The following is a 21,135-nucleotide window of genomic DNA, read 5'->3' on the forward strand; positions in this document are numbered from 1 at the left end:
CGGCTTGGAACTTGCTCCGTGTTCACCCATCTTCGTGGACGCGGTCGATGATCTCGCATCGCGGAATCCGCCGGGGACTGCCTGTTCATGTCTTTGCAACGCCAAATCGGTTTCTGGCTGATCTCGCTCGCAGTCTTCGTGCTGTGCCTGGTGTTGTTGCGCGATGTGCTGCTGCCATTCATCGCGGCGCTGGCGCTGGCCTATCTGCTCGACCCCCTTGCGGATCGGCTCGAGCGGCTTGGAATGAGCCGTCTGGCCGCGACGATTGTCATCCTGATCGTCTTCCTCCTGATCTTCGTGTTGTCGCTCGTGCTGCTCATGCCCTTGCTCGGCCAACAGCTCGCAGGCTTCGTCGCGCGGATGCCCGAGGTCGCAGCCAAGCTGCAGACGCTGATCCTGGAGCGGGGGGCGCCGCTCCTCGAGAAGCTGGGCGGTGGCAAGCTTGCTCAGGATGCCCAGAATTCACTCGGGAACCTTGTCGGCGAAGCCACCAAATGGGTCGGCAGCGTGCTGCAATCGCTTTGGTCCGGTGGCACCGCGATCATCGGTGTGTTCTCGCTGCTGGTGCTGACCCCCGTCATCGCCTTTTATCTGCTGGTCGACTGGGATCGCATGTGCTCGACCGTCGACAGCTGGCTTCCGCTCGACCACCGCGACACCATCCGCGGGCTGCTGAGCGAGATGGACAAGGCGATCGCCGGCTTCCTGCGCGGTCAGGCGTTGCTCTGCATTCTGCTCGGGACCTTTTATGCCGTGGGGTTGAGCCTCGTCGGCGTCAATTTCGGCGCACTCATCGGCATTATCAGCGGCTTCCTCTCCTTCATTCCCTATGTCGGCTCGCTGACAGGCCTCGTGCTGTCGGTCGGCGTCGCGATCGTGCAGTTCTGGCCAGAATGGACCTGGCCGCTGGTGACGCTTGGCGTCTTTGCCGCCGGTCAGTTCATCGAAGGCAACATCCTTCAGCCCAAGCTCGTGGGCGACTCGATTGGGGTACATCCGGTCTGGCTGATGTTCGCGCTGCTTGCCTTCGGCTCGCTCTTCGGCTTCGTCGGCCTCCTGCTTGCGGTTCCCCTGGCGGCGGTCATCGGGGTCTTGAGCCGCTTCGCACTGCGCCAGTATCTGGCGAGCAACATCTATCATGGCGGCGATGTTTCGAAGTCCGCCGAAGCCCGCAAGCGTCTCGGGGCCGATGTCTGACCATACAAGCCGCCCGCGTCAGCTCGCCTTCGACCTGCCTGTCGATAGCCGCCACGGCGTCGAGGATTTCCTGATCGGCCCGTCCAACGAAGCCGCCTATGGGATGATCGAGGCCTGGCCGCACTGGCCCGAGGCCTGGCTGCGCCTGGTTGGTCCGGAAGGGGCGGGAAAGACGCATCTCGCAGCGATCTGGGCCAAGGCGGCCCATGCCTGGATCGTGCCCGTCTCCGAAGTGACCGAGGAGAACGTACCGCACCTGATCTCCGGAGGGGCACTCGTCGTCGAGGATTGCGACAGAGGGCCTCGCGACGAAGCCGCCCTGTTCCATCTCCTGAACGCGATCAAGGCCAAGCGCGGCTCGCTGCTGCTGACCGCACGCTCGGCCCCCGATCAATGGGGCGTACGTATTCCCGACCTGTTGTCGCGCCTGCGGCTGGCGCCGCATGCGACGATCGCGCCGCCGGACGATGCGCTGCTGCGGGCACTGCTGGTCAAGCTCTTCATCGACCGGCAGCTCATCGTCGATGCCGGCATCATCGAAGCGCTGACGCTGCGGATGGAGCGCTCGTTTGCCGCGGCGCGTGCCCTGGTCGACGCGCTCGACAGGCTTTCGCTGGAACGCGGGCGGCGCGTCACGCGCGCGCTGGCCGGCGAGGTCCTGGCGGACCTCTTTCCGGATGATGCGAACTGAACAGGCGACGCAGCAAGCTAGATTGCCAGCCAGGCAGGTTGGGGGGAGAGCGGCATGGCCGAGAGGCGCGAGATCCGGCTGTTTTCGTACGGCACATTGCGCCAGAGGAACGTCCAGCTCGCCACATTCGGCCGAAAGCTCGAAGGCAGTGACGACGCCCTTGTCGGCTTCGCCCGCACTATGGTCGAGATCACCGATCCGGAGGTGATCGCCACCAGCGGCGAGACGCATCATCCGATCGTGACCCGGTCCGGCAATCCTGCCGACGAAGTGGCCGGAACCGTCTTCAGCATCACGGCCGCGGAGCTCGCCGCGGCCGATTCCTACGAGGTCTCGGATTATCGCCGGATTGCGGTGCGGCTTAGATCCGGGACCGAGGCGTTCGTCTATGTCCGGGCTGCGGACGCGTCCTGAACCGAACGATCAGGCCGCGCCTTCCGAAGCCGACTTGACCGGCGGCCCAACGAGGCGTGCATGCATGGCCTCGATCAGAAGTTCATGTGCACGGGCTGCGATCGCGTCGAGCGAGGGGGTCCGCACGAACATCGCGGCCGCCTTCTCGCTGAGCTCCTCGCGGCTCGGCAGGACCGGCAGATGCCATTGCGCCACGGCGTCCTGGGCCTGCTGCTGCATTTCGGCCAGCCGGTCACCCGCACGCTGCTGCAGTTCGGCGAGCGCATCGCGCAAATCGGCGAGCGTCATCGTCGGCAGGTGCAGCTCCGACAGGGCAGGGCTCGCCGCATAGGCTTCCCGGAAGGCGCTGACGACGCGGTCCAGCGGCACCGAAGCCGCAAGCCGCTCGGCCGAGCGTTCGATGACGCGTGGCGGCAGGGCCTGCGAACGATCGACGACGGCCTGCGGCGGCGCCTTCAGGTCCCAGACCGCGCCGATCTTCGAGAGACCGAGGATCACGTAATAGGTCGGGTCCCACTGCCACCAGCGAAAGCCCTGACGCACGCTGTACTGATAGGCGTGGTGGTTGTTGTGCCAGCCTTCGCCCATGGTGATGATCGCCAGCCACCAGTTGTTGCGGCTTTCGTCGCCGGTCAAATAGTCCTTGTCGCCATGCACATGCGCGAGCGAGTTGATGCAGAATGTCGCGTGATAGACCGCAACCGTCGACCAGAAGAAGCCAACGATCAGGCCGGCCCAGCCGTCGATCGCGAAGCAGAGGCCGGCGAGCAGGATCGCGGGCGCCAGCTCGAAACGGTGCAGCAGGCGCAATTCGGGGAACTTCGTCAGGTCCTGAATCGTTGAATCGTCGAAGGTGCTGTGATCCCGGCTGAAGATCCAGCCGACATGCGAATAGGCGAAGGATGTCATGACCGGCGAATGCACGTCATGCTCGGTATCGGCATAGCGATGATGGTGACGGTGCTTGGAGGCCCACCAGAGCACGCTCTTCTGCGCCGTCGATTGGGCCAGCAGCGCGAGCAGGAACTGCCCGAAGCGGCTGGTCTTGTAGGAGCGGTGTGAGAAATACCGGTGATAGCCACCGGTGACCGCGAACATCCGCAACCAGTACAGCCCGATCGCGAGCCAGACCGAGGTCCAGGTCACACCGCTCCAGAGCGCTCCGAAACAGGCGAGATGCGCCAGCACGAAGGGAACGGCGGATGGGTAGACGATGTCGCCATCATCGTGAGGGGCAGTGCTGTCGCTCAAGAATGCTCTCTGTGGAGTTCGCGCGGATCCGCCGCTTCGGTGCAGCATGGGCCGCATGTCCGGCGGCACCAAACAGGACGAGCGGGCGCCGCGCAAGTAGGCCACTCGCCGCAGCATGGCAAAGGAAGCAGCATGGGAAGGCAATTGGTTTGAGGCAACGCAGGAATAGCACTCGCCCGTCATCGAAGCGTCACGCTAGGATGGCTTCAGGTTTGACAGGCGGGCGATCTCGGCCCGGCTTGCGTTCGAGATGAGGGCGAAACTTATGAATATCGAACCGACAAACGTGAAGGCTGCGGACATCGCGCCTGCGGTCAGTCCCGTCGGTCTGCGCCATTCGCCGGCCCGCTTCGTCAATCGCGAGCTGTCCTGGCTGAAGTTCAACCGTCGGGTCATGGAGGAGGCGTCGAACCGCAACCATCCTCTGCTGGAGCAGCTCCGCTTCCTCTCGATCTCGGCCAATAATCTCGACGAGTTCTTCATGGTCCGCGTCTCCGGCCTGCGCGAGCAGCTCAAGGCGGGTGTCGTCACGCCCAGCCAGGATGGGCTGACCCCGGCCGAGCAGCTGATCGAGATCGCCAAGGCGACGGCCGATCTTACCGCCGACCAGCAGGCGCGCTGGGTCGAGCTCAAGCGCGAGCTGGACGATAACCGCATCGTGCTGCTGGGTCCGAAGGACATCGGTGCGCAGCACCGCACCTGGCTCGAGGACCATTTCCTCCATCTCGTCTTCCCCGTGCTGACGCCATTGGCGATCGACCCGGCGCATCCCTTCCCCTTCATCCCCAATCTCGGATTCACGCTGGCATTGGCGCTGGAGCGGATCAGCGACGGCCGGCAGCTCGACGCGCTGATCCGGGTTCCCGGGAAGATCGACCGCTTCATCGAGCTGCCCGATCTCGCACGCGACGGCGTGCACCGCTTCATCACGCTGGAAGACACGGTCTCGCTCTTCATCGGCAAGCTCTTCCCCGGCTACGACGTCAAGGGAACCGGCTCGTTTCGCGTCATTCGCGACTCCGACCTCGACATCGAGGAGGAGGCCGAGGATCTGGTGCGCGTCTTCGAGACGATGCTGAAGCAGCGCCGTCGTGGCGTCGTCATCCGTCTCGAGGTCAGCGACGGCATGCCGCCGCATCTGCACCGGCTGATCGTGCGCGAGCTGAAGGTCGATCCCGACGAGATCGTCCAGGTCGATGGTATGATCGGGCTGAACGAGCTGTCCCAGCTGGTTGGCGTCGACCGGCCGGACCTCAAGTTCAAGCCGTACAACGCCCGCTTCCCCGAGCGCATTCGCGAGCATGGCGGCGATTGCTTCGCCGCGATCCGCCAGAAGGACCTGATCGTCCACCACCCCTATGAGAGCTTCGACGTCGTCGTGCAGTTCCTGCAGCAGGCGGCGCATGACCCCAACGTGGTCGCCATCAAGCAGACGCTCTATCGCACCTCATCGAACTCGCCGATCGTCAGGGCGCTGGCCGAGGCGGCCGAAGCGGGCAAGTCGGTGACGGCCCTGGTCGAGCTCAAGGCGCGCTTCGACGAGGAGGCGAATATTCGCTGGGCCAAGGATCTGGAGCGCGCGGGCGTGCAGGTCGTCTATGGCTTCATCGAGCTGAAGACCCACGCCAAGCTCTCGATGGTGGTGCGGCGCGAGGCCGGCCAACTCGTCAGCTACTGCCATATCGCGACCGGCAATTATCACCCGATCACGGCGCGCATCTACACCGACGTCTCCTTCTTCACCGCCGATCCGGTGATGGGGCAGGACGTCGCGCGCGTCTTCAACTTCATCACCGGCTATGCCGAGCCGGCCGAGCTCGAAAAGATGTCCGTCTCGCCGGTGGGGCTGAAACAGCGCCTGCTGTCCGACATTGCCGAGGAGATTGCGCATGTGAAGGCAGGCCGCAAGGGCGCGATCTGGGGCAAGTGCAACTCGCTGGTCGACCCCGAGATCATCGACGCGCTCTATGATGCGAGCCAGGCCGGTGTGGAGATCGACTTCGTCGTGCGCGGCATCTGCTGCCTGAGACCCGGAATTCCCGGGCTGTCGGAGAACATCCGGGTCAAGTCGATTGTCGGACGCTTCCTCGAGCACACCCGGATCTATGCCTTCGGCGCCGGCTTCGGCCTGCCCTCAGCCAAGGCAAAGCTCTATATTTCCTCGGCCGACCTGATGCCGCGGAATCTCGATCGGCGCGTCGAGGCGTTAACCCCGATCCAGAATCCGACGGTGCACCAGCAATTGCTGGAGCAGATCATGCTGGCGAATTTCCTCGACAACGAGCAAAGCTGGACCATCTTGCCCGATGGTGGCTCAAGACGCATTGTCCCGCCGCCGAGCGACGAGTCGTTCAACGCCCACAAATATTTCATGACCAATCCGAGTTTGTCCGGACGTGGAAAATCGCTCTCCAATTCAAGCCCCCGCAGCCTTGCGCGCCGGACCGGCAGAAAGGCTTGACCCGGCGTTGATCCCGGGGCGGCTGAGCCTCGGCGAGACGCTCGCCATCGTCGATATCGGCTCGAACTCGGTGCGTCTCGTCGTCTACGAGATGCTGTCGCGTTCGCCGGCGCAGGTCTTCAATGAGAAGGAGATGGCCGGTCTCGGCCGTCAGGTCGCGACCACCGGCCGGCTCGCCGATGACGCCATCGAGAAGGCGCTGGGCGCGCTCGTGCGCTTCCGCATTCTCTGTGACGCGATGCATGTCCGCGATATCCGTGTCATCGCGACCGCTGCGGCACGCGACGCGGCCAATGGACCTGCGTTCATCGCGCTCGCTGAACGGGCGATCGGCCAGCCGATCGAGCTGATCTCCGGGGGGCGCGAAGCCTATTTGTCGGCTCTCGGCGTGATCTCAGGCTTCGACGCACCGCGTGGCGTCGTCGGCGACCTTGGCGGCGGCTCGCTCGAGCTTGCCGCCGTCGACAACGACCGAGTGGGCGAGGGGGCCAGCCTGCCGATCGGCGTGCTGGCGCTGCTCGACCGCTCGAAAGGGTCGGTCAAGCTCGCCGAGAAGATCGTCCGCGAAGCGCTCGACAACCTGCCGCAACTCGCCGCGATGCGCGGACGCGATTTCTACGCGGTCGGTGGCACCTGGCGTGCCCTCGCGACGTTGCATCAGCGCCAGTCGGTCTATCCGCTCAGCGTGATGCACGCCTACACCGTGCCGGCGCGGGACGTGACCGAATTCGCCAAGCTGGTCGAGCGGGCCGATAGCGCGGTGCTGGAATCGATCGAAGCAGTGTCCTCGGCGCGCCGGCCGCTCCTGGCCTATGGCGCATTGGTACTCGACCAGTTGATCAAACGTGGCCGCCCGCGTTCGGTGGTGATTTCGGCCAATGGCGTCCGTGAGGGATTGCTGCACGAGCAGCTTCCCGAGGAGGAGCGCATGATCGACCCGCTGCTGCAGGGCGCGCAGGACTACAACCAGCTCCGGGCTCGCGATCCGCGTCACGCGGCCGACCTGATTGCCTGGGTCGCAAAGCTCTTCGTCAGCGCTGGCCTGCACGAGGACGCGGCGAGCCGGCGTTTGCAGGACGTCGCCTGCCTGCTTTCGGATATCGGCTGGCGCGCCCATCCGGACTACCGGGGCGAGCAGAGTCTCAACGTCATTGCCCATGCCGCCTTCAATGGCGTGGATCACCCCGGCCGCGCCTTCCTGGCGCTCGCCGTGTTCCATCGCTACGCCGGAGCCAAGAGCGATACGCCGGTGGCATCCGACCTGCGACGTCTCCTGACACCCCGGCAGCTCGAACGCGCGCTGCTGCTCGCGGCGACGTTCCGCGTGGCCTATCTGCTTTCCGCGGGCATGCCCGATATCCTGACCCGCATTTCGCTGACCTGCGTCGACCGCCGGCTCGTGCTGCGCTTCCCGGCAGACCTCAAGGCCCTGTCGAGCGAACGGGTCACGGGGCGGCTGAAGCAGCTCGCCCGCCTGCTCGGCCGCGAGCACGAGGTCGCAGCGGGCTAAGGCGATATCCGGTCTGGGGACCTAGCGCCTGCTGACATCGATCTCGGTCGCCGAGCGTACATCGATATCGACAATCGCGAGGTCGGGTCGATCGATGGCCGGATAGGCGCGCGTCTCGCCTGGCCGTTGCACGAAGACCAGGCTGGCGAGAGCAGGGTGGCTCGCCAGTTTCGAACGCGCCAAGGCTGGCTCCATGGCGCCGGGAAGCACCAGATGCGCCTTTCGGCCACCTTCGAGGCAGGCATGCAGGTCGCCGAGGCTGAACAGGCCGAGCGGCAGCAACTCGACTCCTGTCAGGATCGCCATGCCTGGCCCCGAGGCCAGCGCGGCAAGGTCCCCGCCGACCAGCGCGGTGATGATCCGCGACGAGGCCAGCGGTTTCAGCAGGCGCGAAATCTCGAGCGCCTTGCTCAGCAATGCGCGTTCCGAGATGGCCCGCGGTCCCGCAAAGCTCTTGCTGTCGACGACCTGGAGGGCCGGGCGTTCCGTCGATTCCGGCAGGGGGTGGCGCACGCCATTCGCGATCAGAGCATCGAGTGGAGCGACGCCATCGGGAATGTCACGGCCGAAACCGCCGACGAAGCGCGTTCCGAAGGCGCGCATGGCAAGTGTCCGCAGCATCAGCAATGGGCGAACGTGCCCGATGCGGCCGGCGCCCAGCGCCATCACGGCTCCCGATGCCTCGATCAATCGCAGCAGGTCCAGTTCATTGGCGTGCAGCGGCAACATCAGCGGCGAGAGGCCGGAGCGCAAGGCGGCCAGAATGGAAACCAGTGCCTCGGGCCCGAGCGGCGCAAGGATCGCGACGCTCGCGCCGGGCTGGGCATGATTGGTGCTCAGAAGCCCGGCAAGGCGTGAAACCCGGTCGTCCAGCTCCACGAAACTGAGTGAGCGCGGCTGCTCGTCGCTCCAGCTGCGGCGTCCCGGGGGATCGCGCAGCGCCGCCTCGTAGCCGCGGCTGCGCACCAGGGCTTTCAGCAAGGTATCGAGATCGAGGCCGTCTAGCAGGGCAGCAGCATCGTCGTAGTCAGCCCGCATCGACGATCCTTCAATTCGCCGGAGCCGGCGGCGCCGGGACGCGGGCCAGAACTTCGTTGGACAGGAAATAAGCGGGCCGGCGGGCCGGCAGCACGACATCGCGTGAGCGGGCGAGCCAGGTTTCGGGCAAATAATAGAGCGGCACGACATAGAAGCCGGAGATCAGCAGCCGGTCGAGCGTACGCACCGAGGCCACGAAATCGGCGCGCTCGCGGGCAGAGAGCAGCGTCTTCAACACCGCGTCGACAGCCGGCGATTTCACGCCGGCATAGTTCAACGAGCCCCTGCGCTCGGCATTGCTCGAATCCCAGCGCCCGACCTGCTCGTTTCCGGGCGAGGCCGAGGCCGGCCATGTCCACTGGATCATGTCGAAATCGAAAGCCGACAGGCGGCGCCAGTATTGCACGTCGTCGATCAACCTGACCGTGACGGCGATGCCGAGCCTGGTCAGCGACTTCGCATAGTTCAGCGCAAGCCGCTCCTGCGGCCGGCTGGTGACGGTGATCTCGAAGCTCAGCGCCTCGCCGCTCTTGCTCTGGCGCAGCACGCCGTCCTGAAGTGCGTAACCGGCGCTCTGCAACAGATCGAGCGCCTTGCGCGCCTGATCGCGGTCACGGCCGGAACCGTCGGTCGCCGAGGGCGTCCAGGTTCCGGCGAGAACGTCCTCCCGGACGGCCCCGGGGAAGCCTGCTAGCAGTGCCTTCTCGCGCGCATCCGCCGCCACTCCGAGCGCGGAGAGTTCCGAATCCGCGAAGAAGCTGCCGGCCCGCCGATAGACACCATGGAACAGGTTGCGGTTGGCCCATTCGAAGTCGAACAGAATGCCGAGCGCCTCGCGCACTCTGACATCGGCGAAGACCGTGCGGCGCGTATTGAAGACGAAGCCCGTCATGCCCTTCGGCGCCTCGAAGCGCAGCGCTTCCCGGACGATGCGGCCATCGCGCACGGCCGGAACATCGTAGCCTGTCATCCAGCGTGTCGGGTCGCCTTCGAGACGGATATCGTAGAGCCCGGCCTTGAACGCTTCGAAGAGCGTATTGGCGTCTCGATAGAAATCGTAGCGGATCTCGTCGGCATTGAAGAGACCGCGGGTCAGCGGATGATCCTCGGCCCAGAAGCCGCTGCGGCGCTTCAAGGTCAGAGCCTCGCCCGGCTTCACGTCACTGACGAGATAGGGGCCGGAGCCGAGAGCGGGCTTGAAGCTGGTCTCGGCGAAAGTTTCCGCATTGGTCGCGTGCTTGGCGAAGATCGGCATGGCGCCAAGCACCAGCGGCAATTCGCGGTTGGAGCCGTCGCCGAGCTCGAACTCGATCCGGCGCAGCGTGGGCACTGCGACCTTGGTCACGCGCCCGAGACTGGAGCGGTGGAACGGCTTGCCCTTGGTCTTCAGCATCTCGAAGGTGTAGCGCACATCTTCGGCGGTGACTGGCTGGCCATCCGAAAAGGTCGCTCGCGGGTCGATCTCGAAGGCGAGCCGCGTGCGGTCGTCATTGAGCTCGATCTTGCTCGCCAGCAGGCCATAGGCCGTGAATGGCTCGTCAGCCGAGCGGAAGAGCAAGCTCTGCTGCACATAGCGGGGCACGGCGTCCGGGGCGACGCCGAGCACGACGAGCGGATTCAGGCTGTCGAAGGTGCCCTGCAGGCCAAAAATGATTCGCCCGCCCTTGGGAGCGGCCGGATCGGCATAGGGCAAATGCGCAAAGCCCTTCGCCAGGGCGGGCTCGCCATGCATGGCGATGGCATGATCGACCGATGGCGATTCGGCGCGCGCAACCGCGCCCGCCGCCAGAACGACGGCAAGAACTGCGAAGATATGCCGTACCGCAACGCCAATCGCTGCAGCCGGCGGAAGATATGAACCCATTGCCTGACCTGATTCCCAGCAGCAAGAATAACACGGCTTGCCGGCCGTCGCGTAAGCTGTTCGGACTGGAAACCTGCAGCAGAACTCGCTAAACGCTGCGCGAGGTGTCATTCAAACGCCGCAATCGCAACCGATGTGCACGACCTTCCAGGGGCTGGCGCGCGTGTGCGATTGAGCCCGTCGACAATGATGCGCGCGGCTTGCGAAGTCGTGTTTCGAGATTCGCCTGGTAAGGAAAACCATATGACCGCTTCGTTCAGCCCGTCTCAGCGCCTGTCCGCCCGAGCGTTCGGCCTGGCCATGAGCGCCGTGATAGGCCTCAGCCCGGTCGCCGCCTTCGCCCAGCAGCAGCAGCGTCCTGCCCAGCGCCCGGCCCAGCCGCCGGCTCAGCAGCAGCCCGCGCAGCAGCCGGCCGGCCAGGCTCAGCAGCAGGGCGGTCCGACTGTCGTTCAGGTCAAGCCGGAGCCATCCCAGACCAGCTGGACCAAGGTTTGCGGCAAGGATCAGGCCAACAACAAGGAAATCTGCTACACGACGCGCGATTTCGTCTCGGACCAGGGTCAGCCTGTGCTCGCGGTTGCGGTCTATGACGTCAAGGGCGACCCGACCCGGATCGTGCGCTTCCTGATGCCGCTCGGCCTGCTGCTGCAGCCGGGTGTCCGCTTCGGCGTCGACACGGCGCAGCCCGTGCCCGGCCGTTACGCCATCTGCTTCCCGAACGGCTGCTTCGCCGAGGCGCAGGTGAAGGACGATGTCATCAACTCGATGCGGAAGGGCAACACGCTCAACATCAGCGTGCAGAACCAGACGGGCCGCGAGGTGACCTTCTCGATTCCGCTCGCCGATTTCGGCAAGGGCTTCGATGGCGCCCCGATCGACCCGAAGGTGCTCGAGGAACAGCAGAAGCAGCTGCAGGACGAGCTGTCCAAGCGTCAGGAAGAGCTGCGCCAGCGCCTCGGCGGCGGCGGTGCCAATGCTGCTCCGGGCGCTCCGGCGCTTCCGGGTGCGGCTCCCGCTCCGGCTGCTCCCAAGCCCTGATCGGGTTGCAGCTCGCACAAATAGAAAAGGCCGGCCCTTCGGGGCCGGCCTTTTTCATGAGCCTTCTGCGCTTGCATCAGCTTTCCCGAGAGCCGGAACTCACTTTTCGGGCCGACACTCCAATGGCGCCGGGCGGCGGGATCAGTTCAGGTCGGCCTTGTCGATGAGATAGCGGCCCTTCCGGTCGCGCCTGAAGAACTCCTTGGCCTGCGGATGGCGGATCGGCCGGCCGGATTCGTCGATCACGAGATTTTGCTCGGAAACATAGGCGACATATTCCGTCTCCTCGTTCTCCGCGAATAGATGGTAGAACGGTTGGTCCTTTGACGGGCGCAGGTTCTCCGGGATCGCCAGCCACCATTCCTCCGTATTGGAGAAGGTGGGGTCGACGTCGAAAATCACCCCTCGGAACGGATAGACACGGTGTTTCACCACCTGCCCGATCCGGAATTTCGCTGAACGCGCTTCCATGTCTCGCCTTGATCCGTCCTCAAGCCGGCAGGCTCTCACACTGCCGGCTACCGTCGCCATCTCGCGCATGCGGTAGGATTGCGTCGCAAATAGGTCAAGATCAACGGCTGAAAGTCGCTAGTTCGGTGGCAGTCCATAGCGCTCGGCGAGAGCCGGATCGCGAGCGGCAACCTGGTGGGCCAGATCGACGATGACCTTGGCTTGTTTCCAGGTGGCGTCGTCCTGCATCTTGCCGTCGATCATGACCGCACCCGAGCCGTCGGGCATGGCCTCCAGGATGCGTCGGGCAAACGCGACCTCTCCGGGATCCGGACTGAAGACGCGCTTGGCGATCTCGATCTGCGAGGGATGCAAGGTCCAGGCGCCGGCGCAACCGAGCAGGAAGGCGTTGCGGAACTGGGCTTCGCAGGCGGCCGCATCCGAGAAGTCGCCGAAGGGCCCGTAAAAGGGCTTCAACCCGGCCGAAGCGCAGGCGTCGACCATCTTCGCGAGCGTATAATGCCAGAGGTCCTGCTGAGCGACGGCGCGAGCGCCTCCTTCGGGGAGGGGTCGGCGATCACCTTGTACTCGGGGTGCCCGCCGCCGACGCGCGTCGTCTTCATGGCGCGCGAAGCGGCCAGATCGGCCGGGCCAAGGCTCATGCCATGCATGCGCGGCGAGGCCGTGGCGATGGCCTCGACATTCTTCACGCCTTCGGCTGTTTCAAGAATGGCATGGATCAGGATCGGCTTGCGGAGCTGATGCCGCGCCTCGAACTGGGCGAGCAGTTGATCGACATAATGGATGTCCCAGGGGCCCTCGACCTTCGGCACCATCACGACATCGAGCTTGCCGCCGATCTCGGACAGGATCGTGCTGATATCGTCGAGAAACCAGGGCGAGTTCAGGGCATTGACCCGCGTCCACAGGCCGGTCGCGCCGAAGTCGACGGACTTGGCCATCATGATGAAGCCGTCGCGCGCAGCCGTCTTGGCGTCGACCGGGATCGCATCCTCGAGATTGCCGAGCACGATATCGACCTGACTGGCGAGTTCCCCGACCTTGGCGCGGACCTTTTCAAGATGTGGCGGCACGAAATGGATCATGCGCTCCAGTTTCAGCGGCAGCTCCCGCAAGGGCTCCGGCGCGCCGATGGCGAGCGGGCGGAAGAACTGGCGCGGCGTCTTGGTTGGCATGGTGGGCTCCATGGTGCGTTGCAGCGAATGTGCCGGACCATGCGGCGCCCGTCCATTGGGCTTTCGCAGCGCGCCGGGCGTCGAACTGAGAATGATAGCCTAGGATGAAATTCCAGCGCGGGCGCCAGACAATATTCCTAGGCATTCATGCCTGTTGCGATGCATTGCCGGGCTGCGAGCGATGCGCTGCGCGGCTTTGCCGTTGGCCTTCGACCCGCTACACCGCCGCGATGCGCCTGCCTGTTGCCCGGGAGGTGCGCCCGCCCGAGGTTCCAGCGCGTATGGCCGAACTTGCCAGCCTGTTCAATCTGGTCGCGCCGTTCTTCGGCCTGATCGTCCTTGGCTTCGCTGTCGGGCGCTACAAGCGGCTCCCGGAAGAGGGGCTGGCCTGGATGCAGTACTTCCTGATCTACATTGCGCTGCCGGCGCTGTTCTACCGCCTGATTGCCGACAAGCCGCTGAGCGAGCTCTCGAACTGGGGCTTTGTCGGCGCCACGACGCTCGCCACCTTCTGTGTCTTCTCGCTCTCCTTTCTCATCGGTTTGAAATCCACGCACGGGCATATGCCCCAGGCCGTGATGCAGGCGGTCGCCGGTTCCTACTCGAATATCGGCTATATGGGCCCACCGCTGATCCTGGCCGCGCTCGGGCCGGTCGCAAGCGCGCCGGTGGCGCTGATCTTTGTCTTCGACAATATTCTGCTGTTCTCGCTGGTGCCCTTCCTGATGGCCCTGGCCGGTGTCGAGAAGAAGGGCTTTCTCGCGACGTCCGGCGAGGTGCTCTGGAAGGTCGTGACGCACCCCTTCAATCTCGCGACCCTGGCCGGTGTGATCGCGAGCTACACCAAGCTCGAACTGCCGACTGCGCTCGACAAGATGACGCTCTGGCTGTCGCAGGCGGCGGCGCCCTGCGCGCTGTTCCTGCTGGGCGTCACGGTTGCGCTGCGGCCGATGAAGTCGATGCCCGCGGAAGTGCCGGCCCTGGTCGCGGTCAAGCTCATCCTCCACCCGCTGCTGGTCTGGGTCCTGCTCTCGGCGCTCGGAAATTTCACCGACCCTTGGGTCTATGCGGCGGTGATCATGGCGGCGCTGCCGCCGGCCCTGAACATCTTCGTGATCTCGACGCAGTACAAGGTCGGCGTCGAGCGCGCCTCGGCCTGCATCCTCGTCGGCACCATCGTTTCGATGGTGACGCTCACGGGCTTCCTGTGGCTGGTGAAGACGGGCAGGATGGCGGCAGACCTGTTTCCCTGACGGCTGCCCTGCGCCCGTCCAATCCCCGGGATCGCGATGCTGCCGCTCGACGACCTTCTGGTTCTGGATTTCTCGACATTGCTGCCGGGCCCACTCGCGAGCCTGTTTCTGGCCGAAGCGGGTGCCGAGATCATTCGGATCGAGCGGCCGGGCGGCGAGGACCTTCGCCGCTTCCCCCCGCGCTTCGGCGAGACCTCGGCTCCCTTCGCTGCGCTCAACCGCGGCAAGAAGAGCATCGAGATGGATCTGAAATCGTCCGATTCCGCCGAATTGCTGCGCCCTCTGGTCGAGCGCGCAGACATCCTGATCGAGCAATTCCGCCCTGGCGTGATGGAGCGGCTTGGTCTCGGTTTCGAAGCCCTCCACATGATCAATCCCCGGCTGGTCTATTGCTCGATCAGCGGATACGGCCAGACCGGGCCGCGCTCCCAGGATGCCGGGCATGATATCAATTACCAGGCGATCGGCGGGCTGCTCGGCCAATCGCTGAAGCGTGGCGAGCCGCCGCCGCTGCCGCCCACGCTCGTTGCCGATATCGCAGGCGGAGCGATGCCGGCGGCGCTCAACATTCTGCTGGCGCTGCGCCAGCGCGAGCGCACCGGTCGAGGCTGCCATCTCGACATCGCGATGAGCGACGCGATGCCGACCTTCACCTGGTACAGCCTTGCCCAGGGGCAGGTAACGGGAAACTGGCCGGAAGGCGGCGAGGGGCTCCTGACCGGGGGAAGCCCGCGCTACGGGCTCTATGCCACCGGCGATGGCTGGTTTCTCGCGGTTGGAGCCCTGGAGCAGAAATTCTGGGAGGTCTTTTGCGAGGCGATCTCGCTCGATCCCGCCTTGCGCGATGATCGCATGAATCCGGAGGCGACGCGCTCCGCGATCGTCTCCATCATCGCATCGGAACCGGCTTCGTACTGGCGGAGCTATCTTGAGCCGCGCGATTGCTGCTGCACGGTCGTGCGCAGCCTCGAGGAGGCGCTGGCCGACCCGCACCTGACTGCGCGCGGCCAGCTCGACAACCAGGCGGAGGAGCCTGGAGGCAGGCGCCTTGTCTCGACACCGTTGCCACTGGCCCCGGTTTTCCGGGAGCACGCGCCTGCGCTGCTGCGCGTGCCGTCAAGCGGTGGTGATCAGGAGTTGCTGCAGACAGAACCCGACAGGGGCGACTGACCGCAGGCCGCTCAGTTGGCCATGCCGCCGGCCAGGCCCTGGCGCATGACGATCCGGCGCAACGGCCCGATCTGCGAGAGCGCGAGCAGGCCGGCGCCACGCATCAGGTCGGCCGGAAGCAGGTCGGTCAGCAAGGTCCGGTTCAGGGCATCGACCGCACCGGTGCGCAGCCGTACATCCGTCTGCCGCGCCGAATCATAGGCGGCAATCACCGCGTCGCTGCCCGGGTCTTCAGCACCCTGCAGAACGCGGCGCAGGGCTGCGACGTCGCGCAAGCCGAGATTGAGCCCCTGAGCGCCGATCGGCGGGAAGACATGCGCCGCTTCCCCGATCAATGCCATTCGGCTCGCCCCGAAACGTGCCACCGAGAGGCCGCCCATGGGAACGCGCCCACGGGCGCCCTCGACGGTCATCGCGCCGAGCAGCGAATGCGTCTGCGTCTCGACGCTGCGGGCGAACATGGCATCGTCCAACGCGGCGATACGCTCGGCCTCTTTCGGCTCGAGCATCCAGACCAGCGAGGAGCGGCGGCCGGGCAGGGGGACGAGCGTGCAGGGGCCGCTGCGCGTGTGGAATTCCGTCGAGGTCTCGCGATGGTCGCGGCGATGGCCGAGGATCGCCGTCAAAGCGATCTGCGGATAACGCCAGTCCCTTATGGAGATACCGGCGGCCTCCCGCACGCGGGATTGGCGGCCATCGGCGCCGATCACCAGCCTGGCGCGGACGGGCTCGAACTCGGCGCCGGAGATCCTGACCACATCATCGACGGCTTCGATCGCCGAAACCATATGCGGCACGGTCCGGATGTTCGGGTTGGCCTGGACATGCTCGGCCAACACCGCAACGAGGTCGGCATTCTCGACATTCCAGCCGAAAGCATCGAGCCCGAGTTCGGACGCGTAGAACTCGACCGGTGGCTGCCGGAACAGGCTGCCGGTGTCATCGACAAGGCGCATCACCGCAAGCGGAGCAGCCTTGCCGTCGAGGGCCGGGAGCAGGCCGAGTTCGGCGAGCATGCGCCAGGAGCCGTCGAGCAGCGCCACGGTGCGGCCGTCTCGCGGGGCGACCGGGCGGCCGAATACGGTGACCTGCCAGCCATCTGCCGCACAAGCGAGCGCGGCAGCCAGCCCAACGGCGCCGGCGCCGATGATGGCGATCTCGGCCTGATCAGGATGCGGGAGCGTAGCACGCGAAGTCATGGCACTTGGCTAGCCGACCCGAAGGCGTCTGGCCAGTCCGCGCTGCGTCGCAGGTTCGCACAGAGACTGCGTGAAATGTGTCCGGATGAAGGACGGAAGCGTTCACGTCGCGCCCCGATCCCGCACCAGCATCTACCGGCCCGGCGTTCGGCGCCGACCCGCCCAGCAGCACGGCCGTTGCGCTGATGCGATGCAAGTCCCTATGGTCCGGGCTTCACGTGATGGAGCAATGTCAATGGTCAAGGCGATACGCGTTCACCAGACCGGCGGACCGGAGGTTCTGAAATACGAGGACGTTGCGTTGCCGGCGCCCGGGCCAGGTGAGCTTCTGGTGAAGAACCGCGCGATCGGCCTCAACTTCATCGATACCTATTTTCGATCGGGCCTTTACGCGGCCCCCAAGCTGCCCTTCGTGCTGGGCAATGAGTCGGCCGGCGAAGTCCTTGCCGTCGGCCCCGACGTCACCGAGTTCAAGCCGGGCGACCGCGTCGCCTGCGTTGCGACGCTCGGAGCCTATGCCGAGGAGCGCATCGTGGCGGCGGCATCGACGGTGGCTCTGCCTGCTGCGATCTCCTTTGAGGCTGCGGCCAGCATGATGCTGAAGGGCTTGACCGCCGAATATCTGCTGCACCGGACCTACAAGGTGAAGCCGGGCGACACGATCCTTGTGCATGCAGCTGCTGGCGGCACCGGCCTGATCCTGTGCCAATGGGGCAAGGCCCTCGGCGCGACCGTGATCGGCACCGCAGGCTCCAAGGACAAGGCCGAGCTCGCCAAGGCGCATGGTGCCGACGTGGTCATTCTCTACCGTGACGAGAATGTCGCGGCACGGGTCAAGGACATCACCGGCGGAAAGCTCTGCGACGTGGTCTATGACGGCGTCGGCAAGGACACGTTCATGGCCTCGCTCGACTCGCTCAAGCCGTTCGGCGTGCTTGCGAGCTTCGGCAATGCGTCGGGCGCGGTCGAAGCGTTCAATCTCGGCATCCTGGCTGCGAAGGGCTCGCTCTACGTCACCCGTCCGACACTGAACTCCCACACCGCAAAGCGCGAGACGATGGTCGAGATGGCGAAGAACCTGTTCGGCGCCGTCACCTCGGGCAAGGTCACGATACCGGTGAACGCGACCTTCCCGATGAAGGATGCAGCCGAGGCACATCGCACGCTGGAGAGCCGCGGCACGACGGGCTCGACGGTCCTGATTCCGTAGAGTTCGCCGCCTCGTCGCAGCAATCTCGCCCAGATTGTTGCCTAGATCTCCTGCCGCCGCGGGCGGCAGGATGGGTGGCTGGGCAAGATGAAGAGGGCAATTCGGGCGCTATGCGTCGTGCCGGCGCTGATCGGCGCGGGCGTATCGGTGCTGCCGCGCGGATGGAATGGCGTGCAATTGCAGGTGGCGGCCAATGATCCCGTAGCCCTGTCGGACCTGCGCCTGCAGGGCGCGCTTGCGCCCGGGCGCATCGCAGACGAGATCGATGCCGCGATTGCCGCTGGCGACAGCGACCTTGCCGGCAGCTTTGTCGAGCTGGCCGCCGAGCATCGCCTCATTGTCACTGAGGACCAGCGCGAACGCCTCGCCCGGTTGAAGGATGAGGCGATGACACGCGCGCTCAAGGATTTCGGCTCCGGTTTCCTGTCGGGCGAACGCGCGAGCAATGCCGGCTTCGCCGGTGCGGTGGTCAGCGATGTTGTCGGCGTCGGCGACCTGCGGGACCTCGCTGGCGAAGGCCAGAAGCTGCTCCGCGGCGAGGCAACGGACCATGTTGTCCTGGTGCTGGCTGCCGGCGGGCTCGCGCTGAGCGTTGCGACATGGGCGAGCCTCGGCAGCGGCCTACCTGCACGCGGTGGTCTCAGTGTCGTCAAGGCAACGGCGAAGGCCGGCATGCTTTCGCCAAAGCTGACGGCCAATCTCACCCGCATGGCCGCGGGAGCCGTCGGTCGTCCGGCTCTGACCGCCAGTCTCGGCGCAGCGGCGCGCTTCGACCTGGCAGCAGCCCGCGCATCCTCGACTGCGATCGTGCGGCCGGCTGCGATGACGCGCCTGGCAACGCTTGGGCAGGATGCCGGCGCAGTCTATGCCCGAACGGGCCAGGCCGGTCTGCGCCAGGTTCTCGCGGTTGCAGACGAGGCCGGCGATATTGGGCGCGCGGCACGGCTGAGCGCCGCCAAGGGGTCCACCACCCGAGCGGTCCTGAAAGTGCTCGGGCGTTCGGCGCTCGTGCTGGGCGCGCTCAGTCTCACGACCATGAGCTGGATCTTCGCCCTGATCGGCTATGCGGTGGCGCTGGCCATGCTCGCCCAGAGATTTGGCTGGTGGCTCGGGCGCCTCGGTTCCGTCCGGCGAAGGCAGATTAGATCATCAGCCTCCGCGATCCCCCCCATCCGGCCGTTGCCCGCTCTGAAAGCAGGGCCGATCATCGTCCCGAATCCTGTGAGCCCGTTCCGAAGATGACGGGAAATGAGGGCCAGCAGATGCTGATCCTCATCCAGGCCCGATCAGACGGCCATTCCGTGCAGATCGTAAGCGTCGGCCCGCTCGATCTTCACGGTCACGACCTCGCCGGCCCTCAGCGGCCGGCGACTCGCAACATAGACATTGCCGTCGATCTCCGGCGCATCCCATTTGGAGCGGCCCTTGGCGACCGTCGGGCCCGCCTCGTCGATGATCACCTGAATGCGCTTGCCGACCCGGCTTTTGACGATCCGGGTGCTGATTTCGGCCTGCGCCTTCATGAAACGATGCCAGCGCGCTTCCTTCTCGTCCTCCGGGATCAGCGGCAAGCCGAGATCATTGGCAGGCGCCCCCTTGACCGGTTCGTATTTGAAGCAGCCGACGCGCTCGAGCTTTGCTTCCTTCAGCCAGTCGAGCAGGAACTGGACATCCTCCTCTGTCTCGCCGGGGAAGCCGACGATGAAGGTCGAGCGGATCGCGAGATCGGGACAGATCTCGCGCCATTTGCGCAGGCGGTCGAGCGTGCGGTCCTGATGAGCCGGGCGCTTCATCGCCTTGAGAACGCTGGGAGATGCGTGCTGAAACGGAATATCGAGATAGGGCAGAATGAGCCCTTCCTGCATCAGTGGGATAACCTCGTCGACATGCGGATAGGGATAGACATAGTGCATCCGCACCCAGACCCCCATCTGGCCGAGTTCCCGCGCCAGCTCGAAGAAGCGCGTGCGGACCTCGCGATCCTTCCAGAGCGAGGGGGCGTATTTGACATCGAGGCCATAGGCGCTGGTGTCCTGGGAGATGACCAGCAGTTCCTTGACGCCAGCCTTGACCAGCTTCTCGGCCTCCCGCAGCACATCGCCGATCGGCCGCGAGACCAGGTCTCCGCGCAGTTTCGGGATAATGCAGAAGCTGCACCGATTGTTGCAACCCTCTGAAATCTTGAGATAGGCGTAGTGCCTCGGCGTGAGCTTGACACCCTGGTCCGGCACCAAGTCGACAAAGGGATCGTGCCTGGGCGGCACCGCCTGATGCACTGCCGAGACGACGCTCTCATAGGCCTGGGGGCCGGTGATCGCCAGCACGTTCGGGAAGGCGTCGCGGATCTGCTCGGGCTCGGCGCCCATGCAGCCGGTGACGATGACCTTGCCGTTCTCGGCCATGGCTGAGCCGATCGCCTCCAGCGACTCCGCCTTGGCGCTGTCGAGGAAGCCGCAGGTATTGACGATGACGAGGTCAGCGCCCGCATGGCTCTTGCTGAGCTCATAGCCTTCCGAGCGCAGCGAGGTGATGATGCGTTCGGAATCGACGAGGGCCTTGGGGCAGCCAAGGGAGACGAAAGAAATCTTCGGCGCGACGGCGTTCATCGGCGACAAGCTCGGACACTGGATCAGGAAGGGGCGCGGCTGGGCCGGCGCATATGGCGTTTCCTTTGACGTGTTTTTAGAGGTTTTGCAAATTGCGGCCGGGATCGCAGGCAGGACCGCCTGATTCCTTATCCCTTGCAATGTTCATTCAATCGAGCCCCGGGACGATGCCGGCGGGCGAGGGCAGCTGTTGCATCGTCGCGGACGGAGATCAGGATGAACAGGGCCCGCACCAACACCGGCAGGGGCGTCGCGACCATGTTGGCGCTTTCCGCTGCCGTCGTTTCGGCACAGGCGCATCCCCAAGCCGGCTCGATGCTGCCATGGCCTGCGAGTGCTCCGCTCGTGCGACTGGTCGAGGACGAACGAGAGCCTTATTCGCCCTGTGGGGATGGGCGCTTCAGCGTCGGCCGACGGATCGATTGCGAGGCGGAACTGCGACGCTGGCGAGAAGGCCGCGCGCCCTACGATCCCTGTACGGACGGGCGCTACAGTTCAGGAGAGGCGTATGAGTGCCATGCGGAATTCCAGCCCTGGAGGTGGCGGGAGCGGACGAAGGATAACGGCTTCTGGAAATAGCTGCGTGC

General features: G+C 65.3%; 17 protein-coding genes and 1 pseudogene. 11 read left to right on the forward strand and 7 right to left on the reverse strand.

Translation table 11 applies throughout. The annotated features are described in order from the left end of the window. Positions 1-87 precede the first annotated feature (87 nt). The 3 genes from BIWAKO_RS24025 to BIWAKO_RS24035 are packed head-to-tail and all read left to right on the forward strand — an operon-like array spanning position 88 to position 2,302. Positions 88-1,197 (forward strand): AI-2E family transporter, encoded by a 1,110-nt coding sequence (locus tag BIWAKO_RS24025; protein ID WP_069880798.1) that lies wholly within the window; start codon positions 88-90, stop codon positions 1,195-1,197. Continuing rightward, on the forward strand, positions 1,190-1,888 hold the full coding sequence (locus BIWAKO_RS24030) for a P-loop NTPase family protein (RefSeq protein WP_069880799.1): 699 nt from the start codon (positions 1,190-1,192) through the stop codon (positions 1,886-1,888). Before BIWAKO_RS24025 ends, BIWAKO_RS24030 begins: the two co-directional genes overlap by 8 nt. Before the next feature lie 54 nt (positions 1,889-1,942). Further along, the gene (locus BIWAKO_RS24035; RefSeq protein WP_069880800.1) at positions 1,943-2,302 is read left to right on the forward strand and encodes a gamma-glutamylcyclotransferase family protein; all 360 of its coding nucleotides are present in this window, start codon (positions 1,943-1,945) and stop codon (positions 2,300-2,302) included. A gap of 9 nt (positions 2,303-2,311) precedes the next feature. On the opposite strand, the gene BIWAKO_RS24040 is transcribed toward BIWAKO_RS24035, so the two are convergent. Beyond that, positions 2,312-3,553, reverse strand: coding sequence for an acyl-CoA desaturase (locus BIWAKO_RS24040; RefSeq protein WP_244523532.1), 1,242 nt, complete (start codon positions 3,551-3,553; stop codon positions 2,312-2,314). Between the two features lie 265 nt (positions 3,554-3,818). Between BIWAKO_RS24040 and BIWAKO_RS24045 the strand changes: the two genes are divergently transcribed. Both BIWAKO_RS24045 and ppx read left to right on the forward strand, forming a co-directional pair. Continuing rightward, positions 3,819-6,014 (forward strand): RNA degradosome polyphosphate kinase, encoded by a 2,196-nt coding sequence (locus BIWAKO_RS24045; protein ID WP_084651755.1) that lies wholly within the window; start codon positions 3,819-3,821, stop codon positions 6,012-6,014. A 7-nt stretch (positions 6,015-6,021) separates the two neighbouring features. Continuing rightward, complete coding sequence (gene ppx / locus BIWAKO_RS24050) at positions 6,022-7,524, forward strand: exopolyphosphatase (RefSeq protein WP_176733395.1); 1,503 nt, start codon at positions 6,022-6,024, stop codon at positions 7,522-7,524. Positions 7,525-7,545: 21 nt separating this feature from the next. Here ppx and BIWAKO_RS24055 read toward each other — a convergent pair whose 3' ends face one another. Together BIWAKO_RS24055 and BIWAKO_RS24060 are read right to left on the reverse strand one after the other, a co-directional pair. After that, positions 7,546-8,562 carry an AMP-binding protein gene (locus tag BIWAKO_RS24055; protein WP_069880802.1) on the reverse strand — a complete coding sequence of 339 codons (1,017 nt, stop codon included), beginning with the start codon at positions 8,560-8,562 and terminating at the stop codon, positions 7,546-7,548. A gap of 10 nt (positions 8,563-8,572) precedes the next feature. Beyond that, positions 8,573-10,426, reverse strand: a complete 1,854-nt coding sequence (locus tag BIWAKO_RS24060; RefSeq protein WP_069880803.1) for an extracellular solute-binding protein — start codon at positions 10,424-10,426, stop codon at positions 8,573-8,575. A gap of 243 nt (positions 10,427-10,669) precedes the next feature. Here BIWAKO_RS24060 and BIWAKO_RS24065 point away from each other — a divergent pair, with 243 nt between their 5' ends. Continuing rightward, positions 10,670-11,464, forward strand: coding sequence for an invasion associated locus B family protein (locus tag BIWAKO_RS24065; protein WP_069880804.1), 795 nt, complete (start codon positions 10,670-10,672; stop codon positions 11,462-11,464). Positions 11,465-11,605: 141 nt separating this feature from the next. Here BIWAKO_RS24065 and hspQ read toward each other — a convergent pair whose 3' ends face one another. After that, a complete protein-coding gene (gene hspQ / locus BIWAKO_RS24070) occupies positions 11,606-11,935 on the reverse strand; it encodes a heat shock protein HspQ (RefSeq protein WP_043242591.1) in 330 nt (109 codons plus the stop codon). A gap of 117 nt (positions 11,936-12,052) precedes the next feature. After that, positions 12,053-13,122 (reverse strand): annotated as a pseudogene (locus BIWAKO_RS24075) (HpcH/HpaI aldolase/citrate lyase family protein). Positions 13,123-13,391: 269 nt separating this feature from the next. Between BIWAKO_RS24075 and BIWAKO_RS24080 the strand changes: the two are divergent. Then, positions 13,392-14,363 (forward strand): AEC family transporter, encoded by a 972-nt coding sequence (locus tag BIWAKO_RS24080; RefSeq protein WP_069880805.1) that lies wholly within the window; start codon positions 13,392-13,394, stop codon positions 14,361-14,363. Positions 14,364-14,399: 36 nt separating this feature from the next. Further along, positions 14,400-15,533, forward strand: coding sequence for a CaiB/BaiF CoA transferase family protein (locus BIWAKO_RS24085; protein WP_069880806.1), 1,134 nt, complete (start codon positions 14,400-14,402; stop codon positions 15,531-15,533). Positions 15,534-15,544: 11 nt separating this feature from the next. On the opposite strand, the gene BIWAKO_RS24090 is transcribed toward BIWAKO_RS24085, so the two are convergent. Beyond that, on the reverse strand, positions 15,545-16,732 hold the full coding sequence (locus BIWAKO_RS24090) for a UbiH/UbiF family hydroxylase (protein ID WP_069880807.1): 1,188 nt from the start codon (positions 16,730-16,732) through the stop codon (positions 15,545-15,547). 235 nt (positions 16,733-16,967) lie between these two features. Between BIWAKO_RS24090 and BIWAKO_RS24095 the strand changes: the two genes are divergently transcribed. Together BIWAKO_RS24095 and BIWAKO_RS24100 are read left to right on the forward strand one after the other, a co-directional pair. Then, positions 16,968-17,942 (forward strand): quinone oxidoreductase family protein, encoded by a 975-nt coding sequence (locus BIWAKO_RS24095; RefSeq protein WP_069880808.1) that lies wholly within the window; start codon positions 16,968-16,970, stop codon positions 17,940-17,942. Between the two features lie 87 nt (positions 17,943-18,029). Beyond that, positions 18,030-19,184, forward strand: a complete 1,155-nt coding sequence (locus BIWAKO_RS24100) for a hypothetical protein (protein ID WP_141740210.1) — start codon at positions 18,030-18,032, stop codon at positions 19,182-19,184. A 44-nt stretch (positions 19,185-19,228) separates the two neighbouring features. On the opposite strand, the gene rimO is transcribed toward BIWAKO_RS24100, so the two are convergent. Then, positions 19,229-20,548: a 30S ribosomal protein S12 methylthiotransferase RimO gene (gene rimO / locus BIWAKO_RS24105; RefSeq protein WP_069880810.1), complete on the reverse strand. Its 1,320-nt coding sequence runs from the start codon at positions 20,546-20,548 to the stop codon at positions 19,229-19,231. A gap of 216 nt (positions 20,549-20,764) precedes the next feature. On the opposite strand from rimO, the gene BIWAKO_RS35525 reads away from it, so the two are divergent. Beyond that, positions 20,765-21,127 (forward strand): hypothetical protein, encoded by a 363-nt coding sequence (locus tag BIWAKO_RS35525; protein ID WP_141740211.1) that lies wholly within the window; start codon positions 20,765-20,767, stop codon positions 21,125-21,127. Positions 21,128-21,135: the final 8 nt, after the last annotated feature.

The organism is Bosea sp. BIWAKO-01, assembly GCF_001748145.1.
In the GTDB taxonomy this organism is placed as follows: domain Bacteria; phylum Pseudomonadota; class Alphaproteobacteria; order Rhizobiales; family Beijerinckiaceae; genus Allobosea.

Bases quoted from the DNA above. Each gene is read 5' to 3' on its own strand.
- BIWAKO_RS24025 (WP_069880798.1), top strand. From the start codon at position 88: ATGTCTTTGCAACGCCAAATCGGTTTCTGGCTGATCTCGCTCGCAGTC.
- BIWAKO_RS24030 (WP_069880799.1), top strand. From the start codon at position 1,190: ATGTCTGACCATACAAGCCGCCCGCGTCAGCTCGCCTTCGACCTGCCT.
- BIWAKO_RS24035 (WP_069880800.1), top strand. From the start codon at position 1,943: ATGGCCGAGAGGCGCGAGATCCGGCTGTTTTCGTACGGCACATTGCGC.
- BIWAKO_RS24045 (WP_084651755.1), top strand. From the start codon at position 3,819: ATGAATATCGAACCGACAAACGTGAAGGCTGCGGACATCGCGCCTGCG.
- BIWAKO_RS24055 (WP_069880802.1), bottom strand. From the start codon at position 8,562: ATGCGGGCTGACTACGACGATGCTGCTGCCCTGCTAGACGGCCTCGAT.
- BIWAKO_RS24060 (WP_069880803.1), bottom strand. From the start codon at position 10,426: ATGGGTTCATATCTTCCGCCGGCTGCAGCGATTGGCGTTGCGGTACGG.
- BIWAKO_RS24065 (WP_069880804.1), top strand. From the start codon at position 10,670: ATGACCGCTTCGTTCAGCCCGTCTCAGCGCCTGTCCGCCCGAGCGTTC.
- hspQ (WP_043242591.1), bottom strand. From the start codon at position 11,935: ATGGAAGCGCGTTCAGCGAAATTCCGGATCGGGCAGGTGGTGAAACAC.
- BIWAKO_RS24080 (WP_069880805.1), top strand. From the start codon at position 13,392: ATGGCCGAACTTGCCAGCCTGTTCAATCTGGTCGCGCCGTTCTTCGGC.
- BIWAKO_RS24085 (WP_069880806.1), top strand. From the start codon at position 14,400: ATGCTGCCGCTCGACGACCTTCTGGTTCTGGATTTCTCGACATTGCTG.
- BIWAKO_RS24090 (WP_069880807.1), bottom strand. From the start codon at position 16,732: ATGACTTCGCGTGCTACGCTCCCGCATCCTGATCAGGCCGAGATCGCC.
- BIWAKO_RS24095 (WP_069880808.1), top strand. From the start codon at position 16,968: ATGGTCAAGGCGATACGCGTTCACCAGACCGGCGGACCGGAGGTTCTG.
- BIWAKO_RS24100 (WP_141740210.1), top strand. From the start codon at position 18,030: ATGAAGAGGGCAATTCGGGCGCTATGCGTCGTGCCGGCGCTGATCGGC.
- rimO (WP_069880810.1), bottom strand. From the start codon at position 20,548: ATGAACGCCGTCGCGCCGAAGATTTCTTTCGTCTCCCTTGGCTGCCCC.
- BIWAKO_RS35525 (WP_141740211.1), top strand. From the start codon at position 20,765: ATGAACAGGGCCCGCACCAACACCGGCAGGGGCGTCGCGACCATGTTG.